Source organism: Paenibacillus amylolyticus (genome assembly GCF_036894225.1).
In the GTDB taxonomy this organism is placed as follows: domain Bacteria; phylum Bacillota; class Bacilli; order Paenibacillales; family Paenibacillaceae; genus Paenibacillus; species Paenibacillus amylolyticus.
On record NZ_CP145892.1, the window covers coordinates 826,901 to 848,472 of the forward strand.

General features: G+C 47.8%; 20 protein-coding genes and 1 riboswitch. All 20 genes read left to right on the forward strand.

Annotated features, from left to right (window positions below):
- The first annotated feature begins 54 nt into the window (after positions 1 to 54).
- The 20 genes from V6668_RS03810 to V6668_RS03905 all read left to right on the forward strand — a co-directional run bounded on the left by V6668_RS03810 (position 55) and on the right by V6668_RS03905 (position 21,567).
- Positions 55 to 192, forward strand: a complete 138-nt coding sequence (locus V6668_RS03810; RefSeq protein WP_017690703.1) for a hypothetical protein — start codon at positions 55 to 57, stop codon at positions 190 to 192.
- A 126-nt stretch (positions 193 to 318) separates the two neighbouring features.
- A complete protein-coding gene (locus V6668_RS03815; RefSeq protein WP_017690702.1) occupies positions 319 to 582 on the forward strand; it encodes a DUF1294 domain-containing protein in 264 nt (87 codons plus the stop codon).
- A 169-nt stretch (positions 583 to 751) separates the two neighbouring features.
- Complete coding sequence (locus V6668_RS03820; RefSeq protein WP_017690701.1) at positions 752 to 1,186, forward strand: universal stress protein; 435 nt, start codon at positions 752 to 754, stop codon at positions 1,184 to 1,186.
- A gap of 270 nt (positions 1,187 to 1,456) precedes the next feature.
- Positions 1,457 to 1,558, forward strand: a riboswitch (purine riboswitch).
- 193 nt (positions 1,559 to 1,751) lie between these two features.
- Positions 1,752 to 2,237, forward strand: coding sequence for a 5-(carboxyamino)imidazole ribonucleotide mutase (purE, locus tag V6668_RS03825; protein ID WP_017690699.1), 486 nt, complete (start codon positions 1,752 to 1,754; stop codon positions 2,235 to 2,237).
- The gene (purK, locus tag V6668_RS03830) at positions 2,234 to 3,436 is read left to right on the forward strand and encodes a 5-(carboxyamino)imidazole ribonucleotide synthase (protein WP_338707744.1); all 1,203 of its coding nucleotides are present in this window, start codon (positions 2,234 to 2,236) and stop codon (positions 3,434 to 3,436) included. The genes purE and purK overlap by 4 nt, the downstream gene beginning before the upstream one ends.
- Positions 3,433 to 4,731, forward strand: coding sequence for an adenylosuccinate lyase (gene purB, locus V6668_RS03835; RefSeq protein WP_036668399.1), 1,299 nt, complete (start codon positions 3,433 to 3,435; stop codon positions 4,729 to 4,731). The genes purK and purB overlap by 4 nt, the downstream gene beginning before the upstream one ends.
- A 252-nt stretch (positions 4,732 to 4,983) precedes the next feature.
- Positions 4,984 to 5,856 carry a phosphoribosylaminoimidazolesuccinocarboxamide synthase gene (locus tag V6668_RS03840; protein ID WP_076253839.1) on the forward strand — a complete coding sequence of 291 codons (873 nt, stop codon included), beginning with the start codon at positions 4,984 to 4,986 and terminating at the stop codon, positions 5,854 to 5,856.
- Positions 5,857 to 6,410: 554 nt separating this feature from the next.
- The gene (gene purS, locus V6668_RS03845; protein ID WP_017690695.1) at positions 6,411 to 6,656 is read left to right on the forward strand and encodes a phosphoribosylformylglycinamidine synthase subunit PurS; all 246 of its coding nucleotides are present in this window, start codon (positions 6,411 to 6,413) and stop codon (positions 6,654 to 6,656) included.
- 4 nt (positions 6,657 to 6,660) lie between these two features.
- A complete protein-coding gene (purQ, locus tag V6668_RS03850; protein WP_253505581.1) occupies positions 6,661 to 7,350 on the forward strand; it encodes a phosphoribosylformylglycinamidine synthase subunit PurQ in 690 nt (229 codons plus the stop codon).
- Positions 7,328 to 9,571, forward strand: coding sequence for a phosphoribosylformylglycinamidine synthase subunit PurL (purL, locus tag V6668_RS03855; protein ID WP_127551762.1), 2,244 nt, complete (start codon positions 7,328 to 7,330; stop codon positions 9,569 to 9,571). Before purQ ends, purL begins: the two co-directional genes overlap by 23 nt.
- Positions 9,556 to 11,034 carry an amidophosphoribosyltransferase gene (gene purF, locus V6668_RS03860; RefSeq protein ID WP_036606069.1) on the forward strand — a complete coding sequence of 493 codons (1,479 nt, stop codon included), beginning with the start codon at positions 9,556 to 9,558 and terminating at the stop codon, positions 11,032 to 11,034. Before purL ends, purF begins: the two co-directional genes overlap by 16 nt.
- On the forward strand, positions 11,000 to 11,191 hold the full coding sequence (locus tag V6668_RS03865; protein ID WP_338707745.1) for a hypothetical protein: 192 nt from the start codon (positions 11,000 to 11,002) through the stop codon (positions 11,189 to 11,191). Before purF ends, V6668_RS03865 begins: the two co-directional genes overlap by 35 nt.
- Positions 11,192 to 11,474: 283 nt before the next feature.
- Positions 11,475 to 12,515 carry a phosphoribosylformylglycinamidine cyclo-ligase gene (gene purM, locus V6668_RS03870; protein WP_100526313.1) on the forward strand — a complete coding sequence of 347 codons (1,041 nt, stop codon included), beginning with the start codon at positions 11,475 to 11,477 and terminating at the stop codon, positions 12,513 to 12,515.
- Entirely contained in the window at positions 12,515 to 13,132 is a 618-nt protein-coding gene (gene purN, locus V6668_RS03875) for a phosphoribosylglycinamide formyltransferase (RefSeq protein ID WP_036606067.1), read from the forward strand. The genes purM and purN overlap by 1 nt, the downstream gene beginning before the upstream one ends.
- 295 nt (positions 13,133 to 13,427) lie before the next feature.
- Positions 13,428 to 14,975: a bifunctional phosphoribosylaminoimidazolecarboxamide formyltransferase/IMP cyclohydrolase gene (gene purH, locus V6668_RS03880; protein WP_338707746.1), complete on the forward strand. Its 1,548-nt coding sequence runs from the start codon at positions 13,428 to 13,430 to the stop codon at positions 14,973 to 14,975.
- Positions 14,976 to 15,105: 130 nt separating this feature from the next.
- Positions 15,106 to 16,371, forward strand: a complete 1,266-nt coding sequence (gene purD, locus V6668_RS03885; RefSeq protein ID WP_338707747.1) for a phosphoribosylamine--glycine ligase — start codon at positions 15,106 to 15,108, stop codon at positions 16,369 to 16,371.
- A 719-nt stretch (positions 16,372 to 17,090) separates the two neighbouring features.
- Positions 17,091 to 18,428, forward strand: coding sequence for a hemolysin family protein (locus V6668_RS03890; RefSeq protein ID WP_338707748.1), 1,338 nt, complete (start codon positions 17,091 to 17,093; stop codon positions 18,426 to 18,428).
- 231 nt (positions 18,429 to 18,659) lie between these two features.
- A complete protein-coding gene (locus V6668_RS03895) occupies positions 18,660 to 19,742 on the forward strand; it encodes a hemolysin family protein (RefSeq protein WP_036606063.1) in 1,083 nt (360 codons plus the stop codon).
- A 254-nt stretch (positions 19,743 to 19,996) separates the two neighbouring features.
- The gene (locus tag V6668_RS03900; RefSeq protein ID WP_036668391.1) at positions 19,997 to 20,947 is read left to right on the forward strand and encodes a ring-cleaving dioxygenase; all 951 of its coding nucleotides are present in this window, start codon (positions 19,997 to 19,999) and stop codon (positions 20,945 to 20,947) included.
- 14 nt (positions 20,948 to 20,961) lie between these two features.
- Entirely contained in the window at positions 20,962 to 21,567 is a 606-nt protein-coding gene (locus tag V6668_RS03905; protein WP_036668429.1) for an alpha/beta hydrolase, read from the forward strand.
- Positions 21,568 to 21,572: the final 5 nt, after the last annotated feature.

Here is a 21,572-nt window from a genome sequence, read left to right on the forward strand (position 1 = left end):
GTCGTATAAGATCCTCCGTTTTCAGGCAACGTAAGCCAAGGAGGTGATACCTACATGCCGCATAACAAACCAGAGAAGATCCATAACCAGCAAAACAAAGACAGTATTCGGGAAGAGAGTATCGCTGTGCGCCCGGACAAAGCAGCCAAAAGAGCACCAAGCCTGAACGGTATTCCAAAGCAGGAGTCCTAGGTTAGAGCGAGGTTAGCGTTATTACACAAAATTGCGGTTCCCTATCCGGTGCGTTGAACATGTCTCTGATGAGGACTATAATGGAGACAGGGAGATGTCCCGGGACAGGGGGATCGCTAGAATTATATGCAAACCGGACTTATATTGTGGTTTTTATTTATTAATGTAGTTGGTTATCTGGTGATGTCGGATGATAAGAGGCGTGCACAACAGCGTCGTGACCGTACACCCGAACGGACGTTATTCTTATTAGCATTTATAGGCGGTGCTTTGGGAGTCTGGATCGCGATGTATCGGAAAAGGCATAAGACTAAACATCCCAGCTTCACCATTGGCATTCCGTTGTTGTTGTTCTTGAATGCGGTAATCTATGGTTACTTTATTCAATGAACACATGCGTAACCGTTCATACTGTGGTTTCATATGTAAATTCATTCGTATAAATGGTTCATTGTGGCTCTGGAACGTTTAAGGAGTTATATGGTTCTGTTAGTTTATTACATGTCAGACCGAAGCTTGCTTCGCGTGCTCTACATATAAAGGAAGGGACGGGATTCACATGTTATTTTCCAAAATATTAGTGGCTTATGATGGTTCCAAAGCTTCAAATAAAGCGCTTGATCGTGCGATTGAGCTAGCTAAAGTGTCCCCAAATGCAGTACTGGATGTCATTCATGCTTTTGATTTCCCGCGTGTATTCATCGGTGAGGGACTGGCTCCATTGCCACCTTCACTTAATAATGACTATTACAATCTGGCGGTACAGACGACAGATGAAGCAAAAGAGCGAATTCAGGCTGCGGGTGTAACGGCCAATGTGGACCTGATTCAAGGAGCAGCTGCGGAAGTATTGCTTGATTTTGCCAAAGAAAATGATTCTGATATCATTATTATTGGTAGCCGCGGCCTGGGTGGTATTCGGGAATTTGTCCTGGGTAGTGTCAGTCACAATGTGGTGCAGCATGCGCGGGTTCCAGTACTGATCGTAAAATAATGGATGAAGTGTGTACGCACTGAAAAGCAGGAAGCCGGTTGTCTTCGAGAGATTGAAGAGGAGCCGGCTTTCTTTTATGGGATGAAATGGATGGTTAAGCGAATTTAAAGAAGTAATTCCCGAACATTATATTTGTCAATATGTTAAATGTTCGTCTTTAAGTTGACATTAGCTGTAGGGGATTGTTAGAATGTTAGATGTGTCGATCAGGTAAGAATAAGGTCGAGTAGGAACGAAATATGTAATAAGAGATTACAAAAATGAACGATGATAGTTTGATAGATATTTGCTCGTATAACGCCGGGAATAGGGCCCGGAAGTATCTACCCGGGAACCGTAAATTTCCGGACTACGAGGAGATACGGCTGAGAGTCGCATGCAACCAGATGCGGACAGCAAGCCCCCTTTGGCATGCCCAAATGAGGGATACGTATTTCTTGGAGTCCGGTGTCCGGAGAAAATGTGATGTTTTCGCGGGTAGCGGATTTTTTCATTTCACACATAATAAGAGTCCCTTAATAGTCAGATGTAATCAAAAAAGCTCAGACGGGAGTTGGATGTATTCATGTCACTGCAAGTCGCTGTAATTATGGGCAGCAAGTCGGATTGGGAAACGATGAAACATGCGTGCGAGGTGCTGGACGAACTGGAGATTGGGTATGAGAAAAAGGTGGTCTCCGCCCATCGTACACCGGATCTGATGTTTGAATACGCAGAGCAAGCAATTGATCGAGGATTCAAGGTGATCATTGCAGGCGCAGGCGGGGCAGCACATCTACCCGGTATGGTTGCCGCCAAAACGATGCTTCCAGTCATTGGCGTACCGGTTCAATCCAAAGCGTTGAACGGTCTCGATTCCTTGTTGTCCATTGTTCAGATGCCTGGTGGTATTCCCGTCGCAACTGTGGCGATTGGCAAGGCAGGGGCAACGAATGCAGGATTGCTGGCAGCTCAAATGATCGGTGCTTTTGACCCGGATGTCCAACGTCGCTCTGAAGCTCGCCGAGAGCGCATCAAACAAGAAGTACTCGAAAGTAGTGAAGAACTATGAATAGAGCAGGGAACCAATCCGGTATAGCAGGAGAGCTAAAAAAAGTCCTGTTGCCCGGGAAAACAACCATCGGCATTCTTGGAGGCGGACAGCTCGGACGTATGATGACGCTCGCAGGAACGGCAATGGGGTATCGATTCGTTACTCTTGATCCCGCTGCGGATGCGCCTTGTGGTCAAGTTGCTCGTCAGATTGAAGCTGGTTATGGCGATGCCAAAGCTGCACTTGAACTGGCTCGGCAATGCGATGTCATTACGTATGAATTCGAAAATGTGGATGCAGAAGTCGCTGGGCTGCTCGAGCGTGAGTCTTACGTTCCGCAAGGAAGTGCGTTACTGTACACCACACAACATCGGTTGCGTGAAAAACGTGCGATCGAAGCTGCTGGAGTAAGAGTCGCGCCTTATCGTGAGATCACAAGTGTGGATACGATGCTTGCTGCTGTTAGCGAACTTGGAGTGCCGTGTGTACTGAAGACGGTGACTGGAGGCTACGATGGCAAAGGTCAACGGGTCATCCGGGAAGCAAGTCAGGCTGTTGCGGCATACGAAGAACTTGCGGCTACTGGTGCGGAACTGGTGTTGGAACAATTCATCAAGTTTGAATGCGAGATTTCGGTCGTAGTAGCGCGTAGTACAAATGGGGAGATCAAAACGTTCCCGCCAGCGGAGAACATTCATGTAAATAACATTTTGCATGCTTCAATTGTACCGGCTAGAGTTGCTGCAGACATCCAGATTGAAGCACAGAAACTGGCAGCAGCGGTGGCAGAATCGATGAAGGCTGTTGGGTTGCTGGCTGTGGAACTGTTTGTAGCGGCGGATGGAAGACTGTACGTCAACGAACTGGCACCAAGACCACATAATTCTGGTCACTATACGATGGAAGCTTGTGCGACTTCTCAGTTCGAACAACATATCCGTGCGATCTGCGGATTACCACTTGGGGACACTTCGTTATTGAGTCCGGTTGTTATGGTCAATGTGCTTGGAGAGCATCTGGAAGGTATTATCGTTAGAACAGGGCAACCTGATGCAGAAGCGATAGAGCTCGGTGTGATTCCCAAGCTTCATATATATGGTAAAACAGAAGCAAAAACAGGACGGAAGATGGGGCATGTGAATCTGCTCTGTCAGGATGTTGAAGAAGGATTGCAATGGATTGAACAAACTAACCTCTGGAGGAATACAAATTCATGATTGAACGTTATAGCAGACCCGAAATGAGAGCCATCTGGACCGAAGAAAACAAATTCCAATCGTGGCTGGAAGTTGAAATTTGTGCATGTGAGGCGTGGGCCGAACTGGGTGTAATCCCTAAGGAAGAAGCAGCATTGCTTCGTCAGAACGCATCTTTTGATATCGATCGCATCTATGAGATTGAAAAGGAAACACGTCATGACGTTATCGCATTTACACGTACGGTATCTGAAAGTCTGGGTGCAGAGCGGAAATGGGTGCACTACGGACTGACTTCCACAGATGTCGTGGATACGGCTCTAGGTTATGTATTGCGTCAAGCGAATGAGATTCTGGAAAAGGATATCGTGAATTTCATTGAAATTCTTCGTGAAAAAGCATTGGCTTATCAGCACACCCCAATGATGGGACGTACGCACGGTGTGCATGCGGAGCCAACGACATTTGGACTGAAAATGGCATTGTGGCATGAAGAGATGAAACGGAACCTGGAGCGTTTCCGCCATGCAGCAGACAATGTACAATACGGCAAAATCTCAGGCGCAGTAGGAACGTACGCGAACATCGATCCGTTTGTTGAAGAGTTTGTCTGCGAGAAGCTGGGCACGAAGCCTGCGCCGATCTCAACTCAAACATTGCAACGTGACCGTCACGCAGAATATATGGCTACACTGGCGTTGATCGCAACGTCCCTGGACAAGTTCGCTACAGAGGTACGTGCACTGCAGAAGAGTGAATTCCGTGAAGTGGAAGAAGCTTTTGCAAAAGGTCAAAAAGGATCTTCCGCGATGCCGCACAAGCGTAACCCGATCGGTAGTGAAAACATCTCCGGTCTGTCCCGCGTCATTCGCGGACATATGGTATCGGCATACGAGAACGTAACACTTTGGCATGAACGCGACATCTCACATTCTTCCGTAGAACGTATCATTCTGCCGGATGCAACGATGCTGCTGAACTACATGCTGAACCGTTTTGGTAACATCGTGAAGAACCTGACGGTATTCCCTGAGAACATGAAACGTAACATGGAGCGCACCTACGGGGTACCATTCTCCGGTCGTATCATGACAAAGCTGATCGACAAAGGTTTCAGCCGCGAGCAAGCGTACGATACCGTTCAACCACGTGCGATGCAAGCATGGGAAGAACAACGCCAGTTCCAGGATATCGTGAAATCCACACCGGAAATCACGGAAGTGCTGAACGAAGAAGAAATCGCAGATGCTTTCAACCCGTCATGGCACCTGAAGCACGTTGACACCATCTTCAAAAAGCTCGGCTTGAACGACTAATATATAAGGCTTTGGATTATTCTACTCCCTAAAAGTATAGGTTGATTATGTGTTCACGCTGGAACGGAGAAGGCAGAAAAAAACCTGAAGAAGCAAAGCGCTCGCCTTTATCACAGGATTTTCCCCTTGAGAAAGGGGATCAGAAAAATCAGGGGATAACAGCGATTGGAAGGTTGTTCTGCATTCGGAGTGGCCCCGCGTGAAGAGGGGAATTGGACGTATACTTTACATCTCCTGAAAGAAGGTGAGCCCATGGCACTGTCCACTGCGGCAGATCTCGTTAAAGCACCTCTGTTATATAAAGGAAAAGTACGTGAATTATACGATCTGGGTGAACATTTTCTGATCGTGGTTACGGACCGTATATCGGCATTTGATTACGTGCTGGACCCGGCGGTTCCCGAGAAAGGAAACGTACTGAATAAACTCAGCAGCTTTTGGTTCGAACTGACGGGTGACATGATGGAGAATCACGTCGTTCATACCGATGTGAATCAACTGGGTGATCTCATCACAGACCCTGAATTGCTCAAAGACCGCATCATGGTAACCCGCAAAGCAGAACGCATTGATATTGAATGTGTCGTGCGTGGATACATCACGGGTGGGGGATGGAGACAATACGAGACGAGTGGTGAAGTGAATGGCATTAAACTGCCTGATGGACTTCGCAAAAACGCCAAGCTCGAAGTTCCTATTTTCACACCGGCAGCCAAAAACGATGTTGGTCACGATGAGGACATCCCAATGGATCGCATGAAAGAACTGGTGGGAGACGCACTCGCAGTTGAGCTTCAGGAAAAAAGCTTGCGCCTGTACGAATTCGCCCGTGATTACTGTGATCAGCGTGGCATCATTCTGGCAGATTGCAAATTCGAGTTCGGCATCGTGGATGGCAAGGTCATCCTGATTGACGAAATCTTCACCCCAGATGCTTCACGCTTCTGGGCCAAAGAGAATTATGAACTCGACATCGAGATCGACAGCATGGATAAAGAGCCAGTGCGCACCTATCTCGCCGGAACCGATTGGGACAAGAACAGCAAACCTGATCCACTTCCACAAGAGGTAGTTGAAGCAACAACCGCAAGATACGTCGATATTTATAACCGTTTAACGAAATAATAAAGTTTTAACGTTTGAGCGGGCTACAGGAAAGTTTGGCTTTCAATCGCTGTTGCCCCCGGAATGTATTGATTTGAATCCTTTTTTCAAAAGGAAACATTCCGGTTGCAAAGGCGAACGCTCCGCTTCTCCAGCTCAAATCTTTCCCTCCGCCAGTGTTCAAACTGGTGGGTGAGGCAATTAAGACCAAAGACTTCTATTAAACAGGAAGTCTACAAATATAAAAATAATAAGGTTACTAAAGTAACTTAAAGACCATTAATTGTTTCAAGTAATGGTCAGGCTAGACCATTACACACCGTGCAACGTAAAAGGTTTAGGCCTTTAAAAAACGTCGCATGGACTAGCGGAGGGGCGGAATTGTTCTTAAAGGAGCGATAGCGTTCGCCTTTGTCCCCGGGTTTTGACCGCAGAGCGGGCCAAAACAATCCAAAAAACCTGGGGACAACAAGCGACCGGAAGAACAATCCGCCCCGGAGCAAGCGCCCCAAGCCCCACCTTTTAACAGCGTAAAGCATTTATCCCGTTCATTACTGAGGAGGAACATAAGGATCATGATCAAAGCAACCGTATATGTCACTATTAAGCAAAGCGTACTCGACCCGCAAGGCGTAGCTGTTCAAGGAGCCCTGCATTCTATGGGATTCAACGAAGTGGAAAGTGTACGGATCGGTAAAGTCATGGAATTGAACCTGGATACAACAGATCGTGCGGAAGCGGAGAAACGATTGAAAGTCATGTGTGAAAAGTTGCTGGCCAACACCGTTGTTGAAGATTACCGCTACGAATTGGAGGGTTAATCTCATGAAATTTGCAGTTCTTGTGTTCCCTGGCTCCAACTGCGACATCGACTGTTATAAGGCAGTGGAAGATGCCATTGGGCAAGAGGTTGATTATGTATGGCACACGGCTACAGATCTTTCGGCTTATGATTGTATTTTAGTTCCGGGTGGTTTCTCTTATGGTGACTACTTGCGTTGCGGAGCGATTTCCCGCTTTGCACCGGTAATGAACGAGGTAGCGAAGGCTGCTGAACAAGGTAAATATATTCTTGGTATTTGCAACGGATTCCAGATCCTGACGGAAGCGGGATTGCTTCCAGGTGCATTGATCCGTAACACTTCCCTGAAATTCCGTTGTCACGATACGGTATTGAAAGTGGCAAACGCAGATACACCATTTACACGTGACTATGCACCAGGTGAAGAGATTATCATCCCGATTGCTCACGGTGAAGGAAACTATTATTGCGACGAGGAGACGCTTGCGAGTCTGCAAGCGAACAACCAGATCGTATTTACGTACGGGACCAACCCGAACGGTTCCCTGGGTGATATTGCAGGAGTCTGTAACGAGGCTGGAAACGTGATCGGCATGATGCCGCATCCAGAGCGTGCAGTGGATTCACTGTTTGGTTCGGAAGACGGCAAACGTATGTTTACATCTATTTTGAAAGCATGGAGGGATCGGCATGACGCAGCAGCTATCCGCTAAGGAACCAACAGCAGAACAGGTCGCAGAACATAAACTTTACGCACAAATGGGCGTATCTGACAGCGAGTATAAGCTGATCTGTGAGTTCATGGGGCGAAAGCCAAACTACACGGAAATTGGTGTGTTCAGTGTAATGTGGTCCGAGCATTGTGCTTATAAAAACTCCAAGCCATTACTGCGCCGTTTCCCAACCACTGGACCACGTGTCCTGATGGGACCTGGTGAAGGTGCCGGTATCGTGGATATCGGTGATAATCAGGCCGTTGTATTCAAAATTGAAAGCCATAACCATCCTTCCGCAGTTGAGCCTTATCAAGGTGCGGCAACAGGTGTGGGCGGCATTATCCGTGATATTTTCTCCATGGGTGCAAGACCAGTAGCAATACTGAACTCCCTTCGTTTCGGTAAGCTGGAGAGTGATCGCGTTAAATATTTGTTCGAACATGTGGTAGCGGGTATTGCTGGATACGGTAACTGTATCGGTATTCCTACCGTTGGTGGCGAAGTGATGTTTGATGAGAGCTATGAAGGCAATCCACTGGTTAACGCCATGTGTGTGGGTCTGATTGATCATGACAAGATCCAGCGCGGTGTAGCTAAAGGTGTAGGTAACCCGGTTTACTATGTGGGCCCGCCAACAGGCCGTGATGGAATTCATGGAGCAACCTTTGCATCGGTTGAACTGACGGAAGAATCCGAGTCCCAACGGACAGCGGTTCAGGTTGGTGACCCGTTTATGGAAAAACTCGTCATGGAATCATGTCTGGAATTGATCGACACGGGCATCGTGCTCGGAATTCAGGATATGGGTGCTGCGGGTCTGACATGTTCGAGTGCAGAGATGGCAAGTAAAGCGGGTAACGGTCTGGAACTGTATCTGGATCAGGTGCCACAGCGTGAAGAAGGCATGACGCCTTACGAGATGATGTTGTCAGAGTCCCAGGAACGGATGTTGTTCGTTGTTGAGCCGAAGGATGAGGCGCAGGCGATGGAAATCTTTGAACGTTGGGGCGTAATCTGTGCCAAAGTTGGTAAAGTAACGGATGATGGTCGTCTGAAATTGATCCACCACGGCGAAGTGGTCGGAGATATGCCGGTAACGGCTTTGGTTGACGAATGTCCAGTGTATGACAAACCTTCTTCTGTACCTGCCTACTACGAGCAAAGTGCTTCCATCGACACGCTTCGTTATGACGAAGTGTCGGATCTCGGCGGAGCACTGAAACAAGTGCTGGCATCACCAACAGTAGCAAGTAAAAAATGGATTTATGATCAATACGACTACATGGTGCGTACAAGCACTGCCGTTCGCCCAGGTTCGGATGCAGCCGTAGTTACGATTCGTGGCACACGCAAAGGTCTCGCGATGACAACGGACTGTAATGGACGTTATGTGTACCTTGATCCTGAAGTTGGTGGACGGATTGCCGTAAGTGAAGCAGCGCGTAACATTGTATGTTCCGGTGCAGAGCCGCTGGCAATTACGGACAACCTGAACTTCGGTAACCCGGAGAAACCGGATATTTTCTGGCAAATGGAGAAAGCGGTAGACGGTATGGCGGAAGCTTGTCGTGTGCTGGATACACCGGTCATCGGTGGTAACGTAAGTCTGTATAATGAAAACGCCAAAGGCTCCATCTATCCAACGCCAGTTGTCGGTATGGTAGGTCTCGTTCATGATACGGATCATATCACGACACAAGCATTCAAGTCCGAAGGTGATGTTATCATCCTCCTGGGTGAAACAAAAGCTGAACTGGGTGGCAGCGAGCTGCAATACGCGGTTCATGGTCAGACGGAAGGTCGTCCACCAGAACTGAACTTGCAAACAGAAAAAGCGTTGCTCAGCACGGTGCTGGAAGCTATTCAATCCGGTCTCGTTCGCTCGGCACATGACTTGTCTGAAGGCGGCTTGGCTGTTGCACTCGCAGAGTCTTGCATCAGTGGTAACGTAGGAGCACAGGTGAATGTGGAGACTGCATTGCGTGCAGATCACGCCCTATTCAGTGAGAGCCAATCCCGTATCTTGTTGTCGGCTACGCCAGAGCAAGCGGGTAAACTTGAAGCATTTGTACGTGAGCGTGGTGTACCTGTAGCTGTGATTGGACGAGTAGAAGGAAGTAACCTGACGATTGAATTGAACGGAACATCAGCCGTGAGCGAACCTGTAGGAGGTTTGGCTCAGGTCTGGGAGGATGCGATTCCATGTCTCATGAACTGACGACAGGACCGTTGTGGACAGGCGATTATTATAATGAAGGGTCCGGCAAGGAAGGACTCGACAAATTGAAAGAAGAATGCGGTGTGTTCGGGGTGTTCAGACACCCTGACGCGGCTTCGCTCTCCTATTATGGACTGCATGCGCTGCAACATCGGGGCGAAGAAAGTGCAGGCATGTGTGTGAGTGATGGCAGCCAGTTTAACTATCATCGCGGCATGGGTCTGGTGAAGGAAGTATTCACCAAAGACCTGATGCAGACGCTGACCGGGGATATTTCCATTGGACATGTCCGTTATTCAACGAGTGGTGACAGTAAACTGACAAACGCACAGCCATTGGTATTTAAATACCGTGATGGCGATTTGGCGGTAGCGACCAACGGGAACATTGTGAATGCACCAACGATCCGGCGCGAGCTGGAGCAGAGCGGGTCCATTTTCCAAACAACAAGTGATACCGAGGTCATTGCGCATCTAATTGCACGATCCTCCAAAGGGCTTGTGGAAGCGGCAAAAGAGGCGTTCCAGCGCATTGTGGGTGGTTATGCATTTCTGATCATGACCAATGACAAACTGCTCGTGGCTTCCGATCCGCACGGACTTCGTCCGCTGACGATGGGTAAGCTGGGAGATGCATATCTGTTTGCATCCGAGACGTGTGCACTGGAAACAATTGGCGCAGAGTTAATCCGTGACATTGAACCGGGTGAACTGCTTGTGCTGGATGCAGATGGTCTGCACGAGGATCGCTTTGATCATCACAAACACCGCAAGGCATTATGCGCGATGGAATATATTTATTTTGCTCGTCCGGATAGTGATATGAATGGTACGAACCAGCATGCGGCCCGTAAACGGATGGGAAGCCGGATGGCGATTGAGTCGTTTGTGGATGCGGACTTGGTTACGGGGGTACCAGATTCCAGCATCTCGGCAGCAATTGGATACGCTGAACAGACAGGTATTCCGTATGAGATGGGTATGATCAAGAACAAATACACCGGACGTACGTTTATCCAGCCAAGCCAGGAATTGCGGGAGCAGGGCGTGAAGATGAAGCTGAGCGCTGTGCGTCGCGTTGTGGAAGGCAAGCGTGTGGTTATGATTGACGACTCCATCGTACGGGGAACAACTTCCCGACGGATCGTGAACATGCTACGTGATGCAGGAGCAACGGAAGTACATGTACGGATTACATCACCACCTTTCAAAAACCCGTGTTTCTACGGTATTGATACGCCTGACAGCCGTGAATTAATTGCTTCACAGTTGTCGGTGGAAGAAATCTGCCGTGAAATTAATGCGGACTCCCTGGAGTTCCTCAGTCCCGATGGACTGATTGCATCGATTCAGGGAGATAATCAGGATGATCCTAAAGGCGGACTATGTCTCGCATGTTTTGATCATGATTACCCAACCCGCCTCGATTTTGGCGGCGAGGAAAAATTCGGCTGTAGCTGTTAGCCCTCAAGCCCCGCCTTGCGGAGCAACAGGGGCTAGGCAGCCAGGCGAAGCAGCTGCCCCGGGCCAAGCCCGCGCCCTTAAGCCCCGCCTTGCGGAGCAACAGGGGCTAGGGCAGCCAGGCGAAGCAGCTGCCCCCGGGCCAAGCCCGCGCCCTTAAGCCCCGCCTTGCGGAGCAACAGGGGCTCAGGCAGCCAGGCGAAGCAGCTGCCCAGCGGGCTTGCCCGCAGCGTAGCTGAGCGGGGTTCGCTGACCGATGGCTTGCAGCCAACGGAATCGGCGAACAATCCCGCGAGATCACGCACGAACCAACCATAGCAAGATCACACCAGCCACCTCTGCACCGCTTTTTTGGCGGGTGTCCAGAGGGCCTGCCAAGGTCCTATGGGGTCCTCCCGGGCGGGAGGATTTAGGTGGGGCGAAAAAAAAGGAGATGATTCCACTTGTCTGAAGCATATAAAAAGGCCGGCGTTGATATCGCGGCAGGTAATGAAGCGGTTGAACGGATGAAAAAACACGTGAAGCGTACCTTCCGTCCGGAAGTGATGACAGATCTGGGAGGCTTTGGCGCCCTGTTCGGTTTGAACAAAGATAAATACGATGAGCCGGTGCTTGTATCTGGTACGGATGGCGTAGGCACCAAGCTGAAAATTGCATTTGCCATGGACCGTCACGATACCATCGGAATCGACGCGGTAGCGATGTGTGTGAACGACATTGTGGTACAGGGTGCAGAACCACTCTTCTTCCTCGACTATCTGGCATGTGACAAAGTCATTCCTGAGAAAATTGAAGCTATTGTCGCGGGTATCGCTGAAGGGTGTCATCAATCTGGTTGTGCGTTGATCGGTGGCGAGACGGCGGAGATGCCGGGCATGTACAGTGAAGGCGAATACGATATTGCCGGATTCACGGTGGGGATCGTGGACAAAGCGAAGATCATCAATGGTACAACCATTGCTCCTGGCGACACAGTGATTGGCCTGGCTTCCAGTGGTGTGCATAGTAACGGATTCTCGCTGGTACGCAGACTTTTGTTGGAAGATGCGGGTCTTGATCTGCATGATGAAGTAGCGGAACTGGGCGGTAAGCTGGGTGATTCCCTGCTGGAACCTACAAAGATCTATGTTAAACCTCTGTTGTCCCTGCTGGAAAAGGTAAAAGTAAAAGGCATGGCACACATTACAGGTGGTGGCTTCATCGAGAATATCCCACGTATGTTGCCGAGCAACGTGAATGTGGATATTGACTACGGTTCTTGGCCGATCCTGCCAATCTTCAACCTGTTACAGGAAAAGGGTGCTGTTTCGAACCGTGACATGTTCACCACATTTAACATGGGTGTCGGGCTTGTACTGGTCGTTAATGAAGCAGATGCATCGGAAGCGCTGCAACAACTGAAAACATCTGGTGAAGAAGCGTACATCATTGGCCGTGTTACTGAAGGAGATGCGCGAGTAACCTTCACGGGAGCGGATGTTTAATGGCGAACTACCGCATAGCTGTATTTGCCTCGGGTGAAGGGACTAACTTTCAGTCATTGGTCGATGCAGTACGGAATGGTGGGCTGAATGCATCCGTTGATCTGCTCGTGTGTGATAAACCATCTGCACGTGTTGTGCAGCGGGCACAGGACGCAGGCGTGGAATGTCATCTGTTTACTCCGAAAAATTATGCTTCCCGTGAAGCCTATGAGTCAGAGATCGTGGAAGTACTTGAATCCAAAAAGATCGACCTGGTCGTTCTTGCCGGATATATGAGATTGCTGACTTCCGTTGTGGTGGATCGTTACGCAGGGCGGTTGATTAACATTCATCCGTCCTTGCTACCGGCATTTGCAGGTAAGGATGCGATTGGACAGGCATTGGAATACGGTGTGAAAGTTACGGGTGTGACCGTGCACTTTGTGGACGGAGGCATGGATACCGGACCGATTATTGCCCAGCATCCGGTTCCCATTTTGCCAGAGGATACGCCTGAGTCAATCAGCCGTTCCATTCATGCGGCTGAACAGCAGTTATATCCTGAAGTTGTTTCATGGTTCGCGCAAGGTCTGGTTCAATTAGACGGACGTCACGTGACTGTTAACAAACCGGTTTAATATAGTTTTAAACTGTTTCACACATTAACGAAGAGGACAGAAATAAGCTGGAGAAGCAAAGGGCTCGCCTTTATTACTGGATTTTTACCATTGAGAAATTGTTCAAAAAAATCTAGGAATAACAGCGATCGAAAGATTATTCTGGACTCGTAGTGTTTTAGTGTGAAAATCCATTTATCAACTGTATAACAGAAGTCGAATATTGGTACGCATTTTGTGATATTTCTCGGGAAATAAATCGGCTGTGTTTCGTCAGGAAACGCGAAGCCATGGGACATTAAAGGAGGAGCATATTGTGAGTATCAAAAGAGCGCTGGTTAGCGTATCGGATAAAACGGGCATCGTGGACTTTTGCCGCGAGCTGTCGCAAATGGGTGTGGAGATTATTTCGACAGGAGGTACAAGCAGCCTGTTGTCGAAAGAAGGCGTACCTGTCATCGGAATTTCGGATGTGACCGGATTTCCGGAAATCATGGACGGACGTGTCAAAACATTGCATCCGGCAGTTCATAGTGGGTTGTTGGCTGTGCGTGATAACGAAGAGCACACACGCCAAATGGAAGAACTCGGTCTTGGCTATATCGATCTGGTTGTCGTGAACCTATATCCATTCCAAGAGACTATTGCGAAACCGGACGTAGCATACGAAGATGCCATCGAGAACATCGATATTGGCGGTCCAACGATGCTTCGCTCGGCAGCCAAAAACCATGCCTTTGTCAGTGTCATTGTAGACGCATCTGATTACAGCCAAGTGTTGGAGGAAGTGCGCAACGATGGAGATACCACTCTCGAAACTCGCAAACGGCTTGCGGCAAAAGTGTTCCGTCATACGGCGGCTTACGATGCACTCATCTCCGACTACCTGTCCAACGTAAATGGCGATCCACTGCCAGAGCGTCTAACGGTTACTTACGAAAAACTCCAGGATTTGCGTTACGGCGAAAATCCACACCAGCAGGCGGCATTCTACCGCAAACCGCTGGCTGCTCAAGATACGTTGACAACAGCCGAGCAATTGCATGGCAAAGAGTTGTCTTACAATAACATCAACGATGCGAACGCAGCATTGCAGATTGTCAAAGAATTTGAAGAACCGGCCGTTGTGGCGGTTAAACATATGAACCCATGCGGCGTAGGTATTGGCGCAAGTATCTATGAAGCTTACAGCAAGGCATATGCTGCAGATCCAACGTCTATTTTTGGTGGCATTGTGGCAGCGAACCGCATTATCGACAGCGACACAGCAGGCAAATTGAGCGAGATTTTCCTGGAAATCGTACTTGCTCCTGACTTTACAAAAGAGGCTCTCGATATCCTGACGAAGAAGAAAAACATTCGTTTGCTCAAAACGGGTGAGTTGAATGCTGCTCGTAAACGGGAGAGCCAATTCGTGGTAACGTCCATCGACGGCGGCATGATCGTGCAACAGTCCGATGTACACTCCATCGAAGCGAGTGAACTGAACGTGGTAACCGATCGTGCGCCATCGGAAGAAGAACTGAAACAGCTGTTGTTTGGCTGGAAAGTAGTTAAACACGTGAAATCCAATGCGATTGTACTTGCTGCGAATGATATGACGGTGGGTGTGGGCGCTGGACAAATGAATCGTGTGGGTGCAGCCAAAATTGCGATTGAGCAAGCGGGCGAGCAAGCAAAAGGTGCTATTCTGGCATCCGATGCGTTCTTCCCAATGGGTGATACGCTGGAACTGGCAGCAAAAGCCGGAATTACAGCGGTAATTCAACCTGGTGGTTCGATCAAAGATGAAGAGTCCATCAAAGTAGCCAATGAATACGGAATTGCCATGGTCTTCACAGGCGTTCGTCACTTCAAACACTAGAACGAAAAAGGTTTAAATAAGGGGTGTCGCCAGTCATACTTATGACTTATGGTACACCCCCTCTTTTTTAGGTTTTTTAACACGCATTAGCGTAACAAATCCAGTTATGCACGGAGGGGGAACAGAGCGAATGGATATTCTGGTAGTAGGCGGCGGTGGCCGGGAACATGCAATCATCTGGGCATTGGCAAAGAGTCCAAAGGTAGACAAGATTCACTGTGCACCGGGAAATGCAGGCATTGCTCAACTGGCTGAGTGTCATGCCATTGCAGTAAATGAATTCGATAAACTAACGGCTCTTGCTGTAGAGCTTAAAGTAGGTTTAGTGGTTATTGGTCCGGATGATCCGTTGGCGGATGGAATCGTGGATGCATTTGATTCGACAGGTATTCCGGTATTTGGACCTCGTCGCAATGCAGCAGAGATCGAGGGAAGTAAAACGTTCATGAAGGATCTGCTGCACAAATACAACATTCCAACTGCAGCCTATGAGAAATTCGACAATTACGAACAAGCTCAAGCATACCTGAATGAGCAAGCAATTCCGGTTGTCATCAAGGCAGATGGACTTGCAGCGGGCAAAGGTGTGACAGTAGCTTATTCCCGTGATGAGGCTGATCAGGCTCTGCGTAACATCATGGTGGAGAAGGTATTTGGTGAAGCGGGAGCCAAAGTCATCATCGAGGAATTCCTCGCAGGGCAGGAAATGTCCATTCTGGCTTTTGTCGATGGGGAGACGGTTCGTCCGATGGCCGCAGCACAGGATCACAAACCTGTATTCGACAATGATCAGGGTCCAAACACAGGCGGTATGGGTACATACTCACCATTGCCACATATCCCAGCATCGATTATTGAAGAAGCCGTGGAGACGATCATCAAACCAACTGCCAAAGCGATGGTGTCCGAGGGACGCCCATTCCAGGGTGTATTGTTTGCCGGGCTGATGATTTCACCAGATGGTAAACCAAAAACGATTGAGTTCAACGCGCGTTTTGGTGATCCCGAAACACAGGTTGTATTGCCACGTCTGAAGAGTGACTTGTTCGATATCTTCTGGGCAACCGTCCATGGCAAGCTGGCTGATATTGAGATTGAATGGAGTGATGAAGCCGCAGTATGTGTGGTGCTTGCTTCAGGAGGTTATCCGGGTCCTTATGCCAAAGGTGTAGTCATTGAAGGACTGAACCAAGTAGATGACGCCGTGGTATTCCACGCAGGTACAGCGCGTAGTGAAGCGGGAGACTGGGTTACGAATGGTGGACGGATCCTGGGTGTAGTTGGCCTTGGTACGGATATTGCTGAAGCTAGAAACAAAGCTTATCAACAGGCGGAGCGTATCCATTTTGATGGTAAACATCAGCGAACGGATATTGCTGCCAAAGCACTCGTATAGAATGAATATAAGATCCCGTAAAGATGTATACCGGAAAGGTATTTGCATCTTGCGGGCTCTTTGCTACGTATATAGATGTATCTTGTGCATACGGCCGGACTTGTTTTATACGGGAAAGAATATGGGGAAGATTTAAAACGGGATTAAATCAGGGAGATCCGGCATGTTTAATGCCCTAAAGTAAGGGGTAGTATTTTTATAAATTGGACTATACTAAACATGTGAAGATTATCACATTATGAGGTAATATCAATCATATTATATAAAGTATGTAACATACATAGAGACTAATTTGTGAACATTATACTGTAAGCTTGTGGCAAACCATTACGTGCAACTGGATGGTTGAGCGGGAAACATGGTATACTTTTCGGAAACAGGAATGAGTACGAGGGGAGGTGGATATCTATTGGGTAGGCGATATTGTAAATTGTCCAAATGGCGAATCTAGGTGGAGTTAAGCGAGGAACAATTGACAGCATGAGGGGTAACCCGATTTGAATGAAGAAGTTTCTGCAAGTCATTGACTTCATCTTGAATTCCTGTTTTGTAATTTTACAAGGTCAAACGTAAGACTTATACAAAAGATATCATTGAAATCAATTTTATATAAGGCAGACGTCGTGTTGAAAGACTAACAGTTGATGAATGGTTAACACAGTTAACGGATCACGCTGTAACTATCTCTGGAGGTGAATCCCTGAGAACCGGGGAAATCATTGGACATAATTACCATATTGAATATCGCTTTACTTATTATCTTGATTGCATTGACTGCATTTTTCGTAGCATCGGAGTTCGCTGTAGTCAAAATTCGTACATCAAGAGTGGATCAACTGGTCGCGGAGGGCAATAAAAAGGCTGTACTCGCCAAAAAAGTTGTCTCGGACCTGGATTATTATCTATCAGCCTGTCAGCTCGGTATTACGGTCACTGCACTGGGACTGGGAGCGCTCGGAAAACCGACGGTTGAGAGATTGTTATATCCGGTATTCAATTATTTAGATGTACCTGCTTCAATCTCGTCGATTGCTTCCTATGCGATCGCCTTTATCCTCGTCACGTTCTTGCACGTGGTTGTTGGTGAGATGGCACCGAAAACGTTAGCGATTCAATTCTCAGAAAAACTGACATTAATGCTCGCCCCATCGCTATACTGGTTTGGTAAAATCATGTATCCGTTCATCTGGGCGCTTAATGGAACTTCACGTGTTCTTCTGCGAGGATTCGGTGTAAAGCCTGCCAAACATGATCAAGCCTACTCGGAGGATGAGATCAAAATCATCATGAACCAGAGTTACGAAGGTGACGAGAACAACAAGACCAAGCTTTCATATCTGGAAAATGTATTTGTGTTCGATGAACGTGATGCCAAAGACATCATGGTACCTCGTACAGAACTGGTGACATTAGATCAGGATATGACCTATGACGATATTATTCCTATATTGGATGAACATAACTACTCACGTTACCCTGTCATCGAGGATGGGGACAAGGACCGCATTATCGGCGTTGTGAATGTGAAAAAGATTTTGCCTGACATGGTAGCCGCAAGATCATATCAGCTAAGCGAGTTCGTTCGTGAGATCCCATTTGTTTCCGAAGTTACAAGTATCCAGGATGCAATGATTAAAATGCAGCAGGAACGTGTACACATGGCCGTGGTCGTGGATGAATATGGGGGTACCTCGGGTATCATTACGATGGAGGATATTCTGGAGGAACTTGTCGGTGAGATTCGCGATGAATTCGATGCCGATGAGGTGGCTGATATCCAGGAGACCGGAGAGAATCAATATCTCATTAATGGTCGGGTACTTTTGGATGAAGTGGAGCGGCAGTTCGGACTTATCTTTGAAGGTAATGAAGAGATGGATACCGTGGCCGGATGGATTCAGTACCAGAAGGGTGTAGGTGTGGAAAAAGGAGACACGGTAGAACACGGTGATTATGTCTGGACCGTTGTGGATACCGAAAACTATCACATCAAACAAGTTCTTCTGGAACGAGTGAGCGGCGCACAGGTTGAGGAAGCTACTAGCGATCTGGCGTGATCTTGTCCGGAAATCTTTTAAAAATTTAAATATTTTTGCGATAACGGAGAGGACAGAATAGACTGAAGAAGCGAAGCGTCCGCCTTTATCACCGGATTTTCCCCTTTTATATAAGGAATAAAAAAATCTGGTGATAACAGCGGTCGGAAGGTTATTTTGTCATCGGAGTGGTCTGTGCAACCTTAATATAAATTTTATTTGGAGGTGAATCCCTCAACCTGAGGGAAATCATTGGACGGAATAATAGCCTTGAATTTATTTTTAGTAGCCGTATTTATAGGTCTGACAGCCTTTTTCGTTGGAGCCGAATTTGCAATTCTTAAAGTACGGATGTCCCGAATCGATCAATTGATCTCGGAAGGCAACAAAAAGGCAGTACTGGCCAAAAAAGTGGCGCACAACCTTGATTATTATCTGTCGGCATGTCAATTGGGGATCACCATTACGGCGCTGGTATTGGGAGCCTTGGGTGAACCTACTGTTGAGAAAATGCTGCATCCGCTCTTTGAGCGAATGGAAGTACCAGCGGCATTGTCTACCGTGCTTTCCTATGGTATTGCTCTGGCGATCATTACGTTCCTGCACGTGGTTATTGGTGAATTGGCACCGAAAACCCTGGCGATTCAGTTTGCAGAGAGAATGACGCTGTTGCTGGCACCACCACTGTATTGGTTCGGTAAAATCATGAATCCATTCATCTACGCGCTAAATGGAGCTGCTCGTCTGTTGCTTGGCATATTTGGTGTAAAACCTGCCGGGCATGATACCGTTCACTCCGAAGAAGAGCTGAAGCTGATTATGGCTCAGAGCTACGAGAGTGGCGAGATCAACCAGACGGAGCTGGACTATCTCAAAAACATTTTTGCTTTTGATGAGCGTCTGCTTCAGGAGATTATGATACCACGAGATAAAATTGTTACTCTGAATAAGGAAATGCCGATTGATCAGATCATTGAGACGCTGAATCGACACGAATACACGAGATACCCTGTTATTGCGAATGGGGATCAGGCTCATTTTGTTGGCTTCATTAACACGAAAGAAATGCTGACGAGTGTAGCAGCAGGCAGAGACTTCAATATGGAGACATTTGTTCACAATACACCGAGTTTCTCCGAGCGTTCTCCAATCAAGGATGTACTGATCCAGATGCAGCAAAGCCGTGTACACATTGCAACCGTGAAAAACGAGGCAGGTGCTACGGTAGGTATGGTTACGATGGAGGATATCCTTGAAGAGATTGTCGGAGATATCAAGGATGAATACGAGCATAAAGATTTGGTGAATCCACCAAAAAGAATGAAACTGGTTTAAGAAGCATTAATACAAAAGTAATACAGGAATACGAAACAAGCTAATCAATCGTTATAACGCTAAGCAGGTTCCCGGAGTGATCGGGGCCTGCTTTTTGTATTAAATCTTAATTTTAAAATAAAAGCTTGCATATTGAGGTCCAATGGATTAATATAAATTTAAAGAATCTTAATTTAAAGATAAATAACGAAAAGCAATAAATAAAAGAAGCAAAAACAACCTATGATACAACTAAAACCAAGGGAGTGGAGATTATGTTCAGAACTTCAGGAATTCATCATATTACAGCTTTTGTTGACGATGCGCAGAAAAACGTTGATTTTTATGCAGCTGTGTTGGCGCTCAGACTGGTGAAAAAAACAATAAACTTTGATGCACCGGACGTGTATCACTTGTATTACGGGAATGAGCAGGGTGCACCGGGCACAATCATTACCTTTTTCCCACAGCAGAATTCAAGAAGAGGTGTCATTGGGTCAGGTCAGACTGGAGTTACCGTATATGCGGTTCCTGTAGGAAGCCTGCCTTTCTGGAAAGAACGTCTTGCTTCCTTCGATATTCCATATGAAAATAAAACCAGATTTGGTGAGCAGTACATTCGTTTCTTCGACAAAGGCGGTCTGTTGCTTGAACTGGTTGAGCGTGAAGGCGGTCAGCCAAGCAACTGGAGTTTCAACGGTGTGACACCGGAGCATGCCATCAAAGGATTTGGCGGAGCCGTATTGTTCAGCCACGTTCCTGAGAAAACCATGGACGTCTTGGTGAGCAAACTGGGTCTGGAGCAAGTCGGTGAAGAGAACGGACTCCTTCGTCTTCAGGCAAGCGGCGATATTGGTCAGATCATTGATATTCAGTCCACAGGTATCCAACGCGGGATTGGTGGAGCCGGAACGGTTCACCATATTGCATGGCGTGCCAAAGATTACGTGGAACATGAACAAATTCAGCAGGATCTTGAACAATCCGGATATCATCCAACGCCAGTCATTGACCGTCAATACTTCAACGCTGTGTATTTCCGGGAGCCGGGTGGTATACTGTTCGAACTGGCTACGGATCCTCCGGGATTTGCACGGGATGAACCAGCAGAGAGCATGGGTGAGAAACTGATGTTGCCTGAATGGTATGAACCACAGCGTGAGCAGATTGAACAATTGTTGCCACGAATTGAAGTACGTGAATGGAAAGGAGAGTCCAAATCATGACCACAACCAATACAATGAAACATATCTATAAAGCAGGTGCTCAGCCGGATGCGCCAACAATCCTGTTGCTTCATGGCACAGGCGGAACCGAGAATGATCTGATCGGTCTGGCGGAGATGATCGCACCAGGAGCTGGCATACTTGGGGTGCGGGGTAATGTATCGGAGAACGGGATGCCCCGTTTCTTCCGCCGCCTGGCCGAAGGCATTTTTGATGAAGAAGATCTGATTGCTCGTACGGCAGAGCTGGGATCTTTTGTAGATGCAGCTGCGGTGGAATACGGTTTTGATCGGTCCAACGTGTATGCACTGGGTTACTCTAACGGTGCCAACATTGCGGCAAGCTTGATCTTCCATCAAGCAGACGTATTCAAAGGTGCAATTCTGCATCACCCGATGGTACCGTTGCGCGGACTCGAACTGCCGGATCTGAAAGGTCTGCCTGTGTTCATTGGTGCGGGCGAGAACGATCCGATTGTACCAAGACGTGAAACCGAGGAACTTGCTTCGCTGCTCAGCGGTGCAGGTGCCGATGTAAACACGCATTGGGAGCGTCAGGGTCATCAGTTGACTCGTACTGAGGCAGAAGCTGCGGCAGCTTGGTTTAAGACTCAGGCGTAAATTGG

What these genes read in the sequence shown, in the direction of transcription:
- V6668_RS03815 (WP_017690702.1), top strand. Translation starts at nt 319, where the DNA reads ATGCAAACCGGACTTATATTGTGGTTTTTATTTATTAATGTAGTTGGT.
- V6668_RS03905 (WP_036668429.1), top strand. Translation starts at nt 20,962, where the DNA reads ATGAAACATATCTATAAAGCAGGTGCTCAGCCGGATGCGCCAACAATC.
- V6668_RS03820 (WP_017690701.1), top strand. Translation starts at nt 752, where the DNA reads ATGTTATTTTCCAAAATATTAGTGGCTTATGATGGTTCCAAAGCTTCA.
- V6668_RS03900 (WP_036668391.1), top strand. Translation starts at nt 19,997, where the DNA reads ATGTTCAGAACTTCAGGAATTCATCATATTACAGCTTTTGTTGACGAT.
- purK (WP_338707744.1), top strand. Translation starts at nt 2,234, where the DNA reads ATGAATAGAGCAGGGAACCAATCCGGTATAGCAGGAGAGCTAAAAAAA.
- purB (WP_036668399.1), top strand. Translation starts at nt 3,433, where the DNA reads ATGATTGAACGTTATAGCAGACCCGAAATGAGAGCCATCTGGACCGAA.
- purS (WP_017690695.1), top strand. Translation starts at nt 6,411, where the DNA reads ATGATCAAAGCAACCGTATATGTCACTATTAAGCAAAGCGTACTCGAC.
- purN (WP_036606067.1), top strand. Translation starts at nt 12,515, where the DNA reads ATGGCGAACTACCGCATAGCTGTATTTGCCTCGGGTGAAGGGACTAAC.
- purQ (WP_253505581.1), top strand. Translation starts at nt 6,661, where the DNA reads ATGAAATTTGCAGTTCTTGTGTTCCCTGGCTCCAACTGCGACATCGAC.
- purE (WP_017690699.1), top strand. Translation starts at nt 1,752, where the DNA reads ATGTCACTGCAAGTCGCTGTAATTATGGGCAGCAAGTCGGATTGGGAA.
- purF (WP_036606069.1), top strand. Translation starts at nt 9,556, where the DNA reads ATGTCTCATGAACTGACGACAGGACCGTTGTGGACAGGCGATTATTAT.
- purL (WP_127551762.1), top strand. Translation starts at nt 7,328, where the DNA reads ATGACGCAGCAGCTATCCGCTAAGGAACCAACAGCAGAACAGGTCGCA.
- purD (WP_338707747.1), top strand. Translation starts at nt 15,106, where the DNA reads ATGGATATTCTGGTAGTAGGCGGCGGTGGCCGGGAACATGCAATCATC.
- V6668_RS03840 (WP_076253839.1), top strand. Translation starts at nt 4,984, where the DNA reads ATGGCACTGTCCACTGCGGCAGATCTCGTTAAAGCACCTCTGTTATAT.
- V6668_RS03810 (WP_017690703.1), top strand. Translation starts at nt 55, where the DNA reads ATGCCGCATAACAAACCAGAGAAGATCCATAACCAGCAAAACAAAGAC.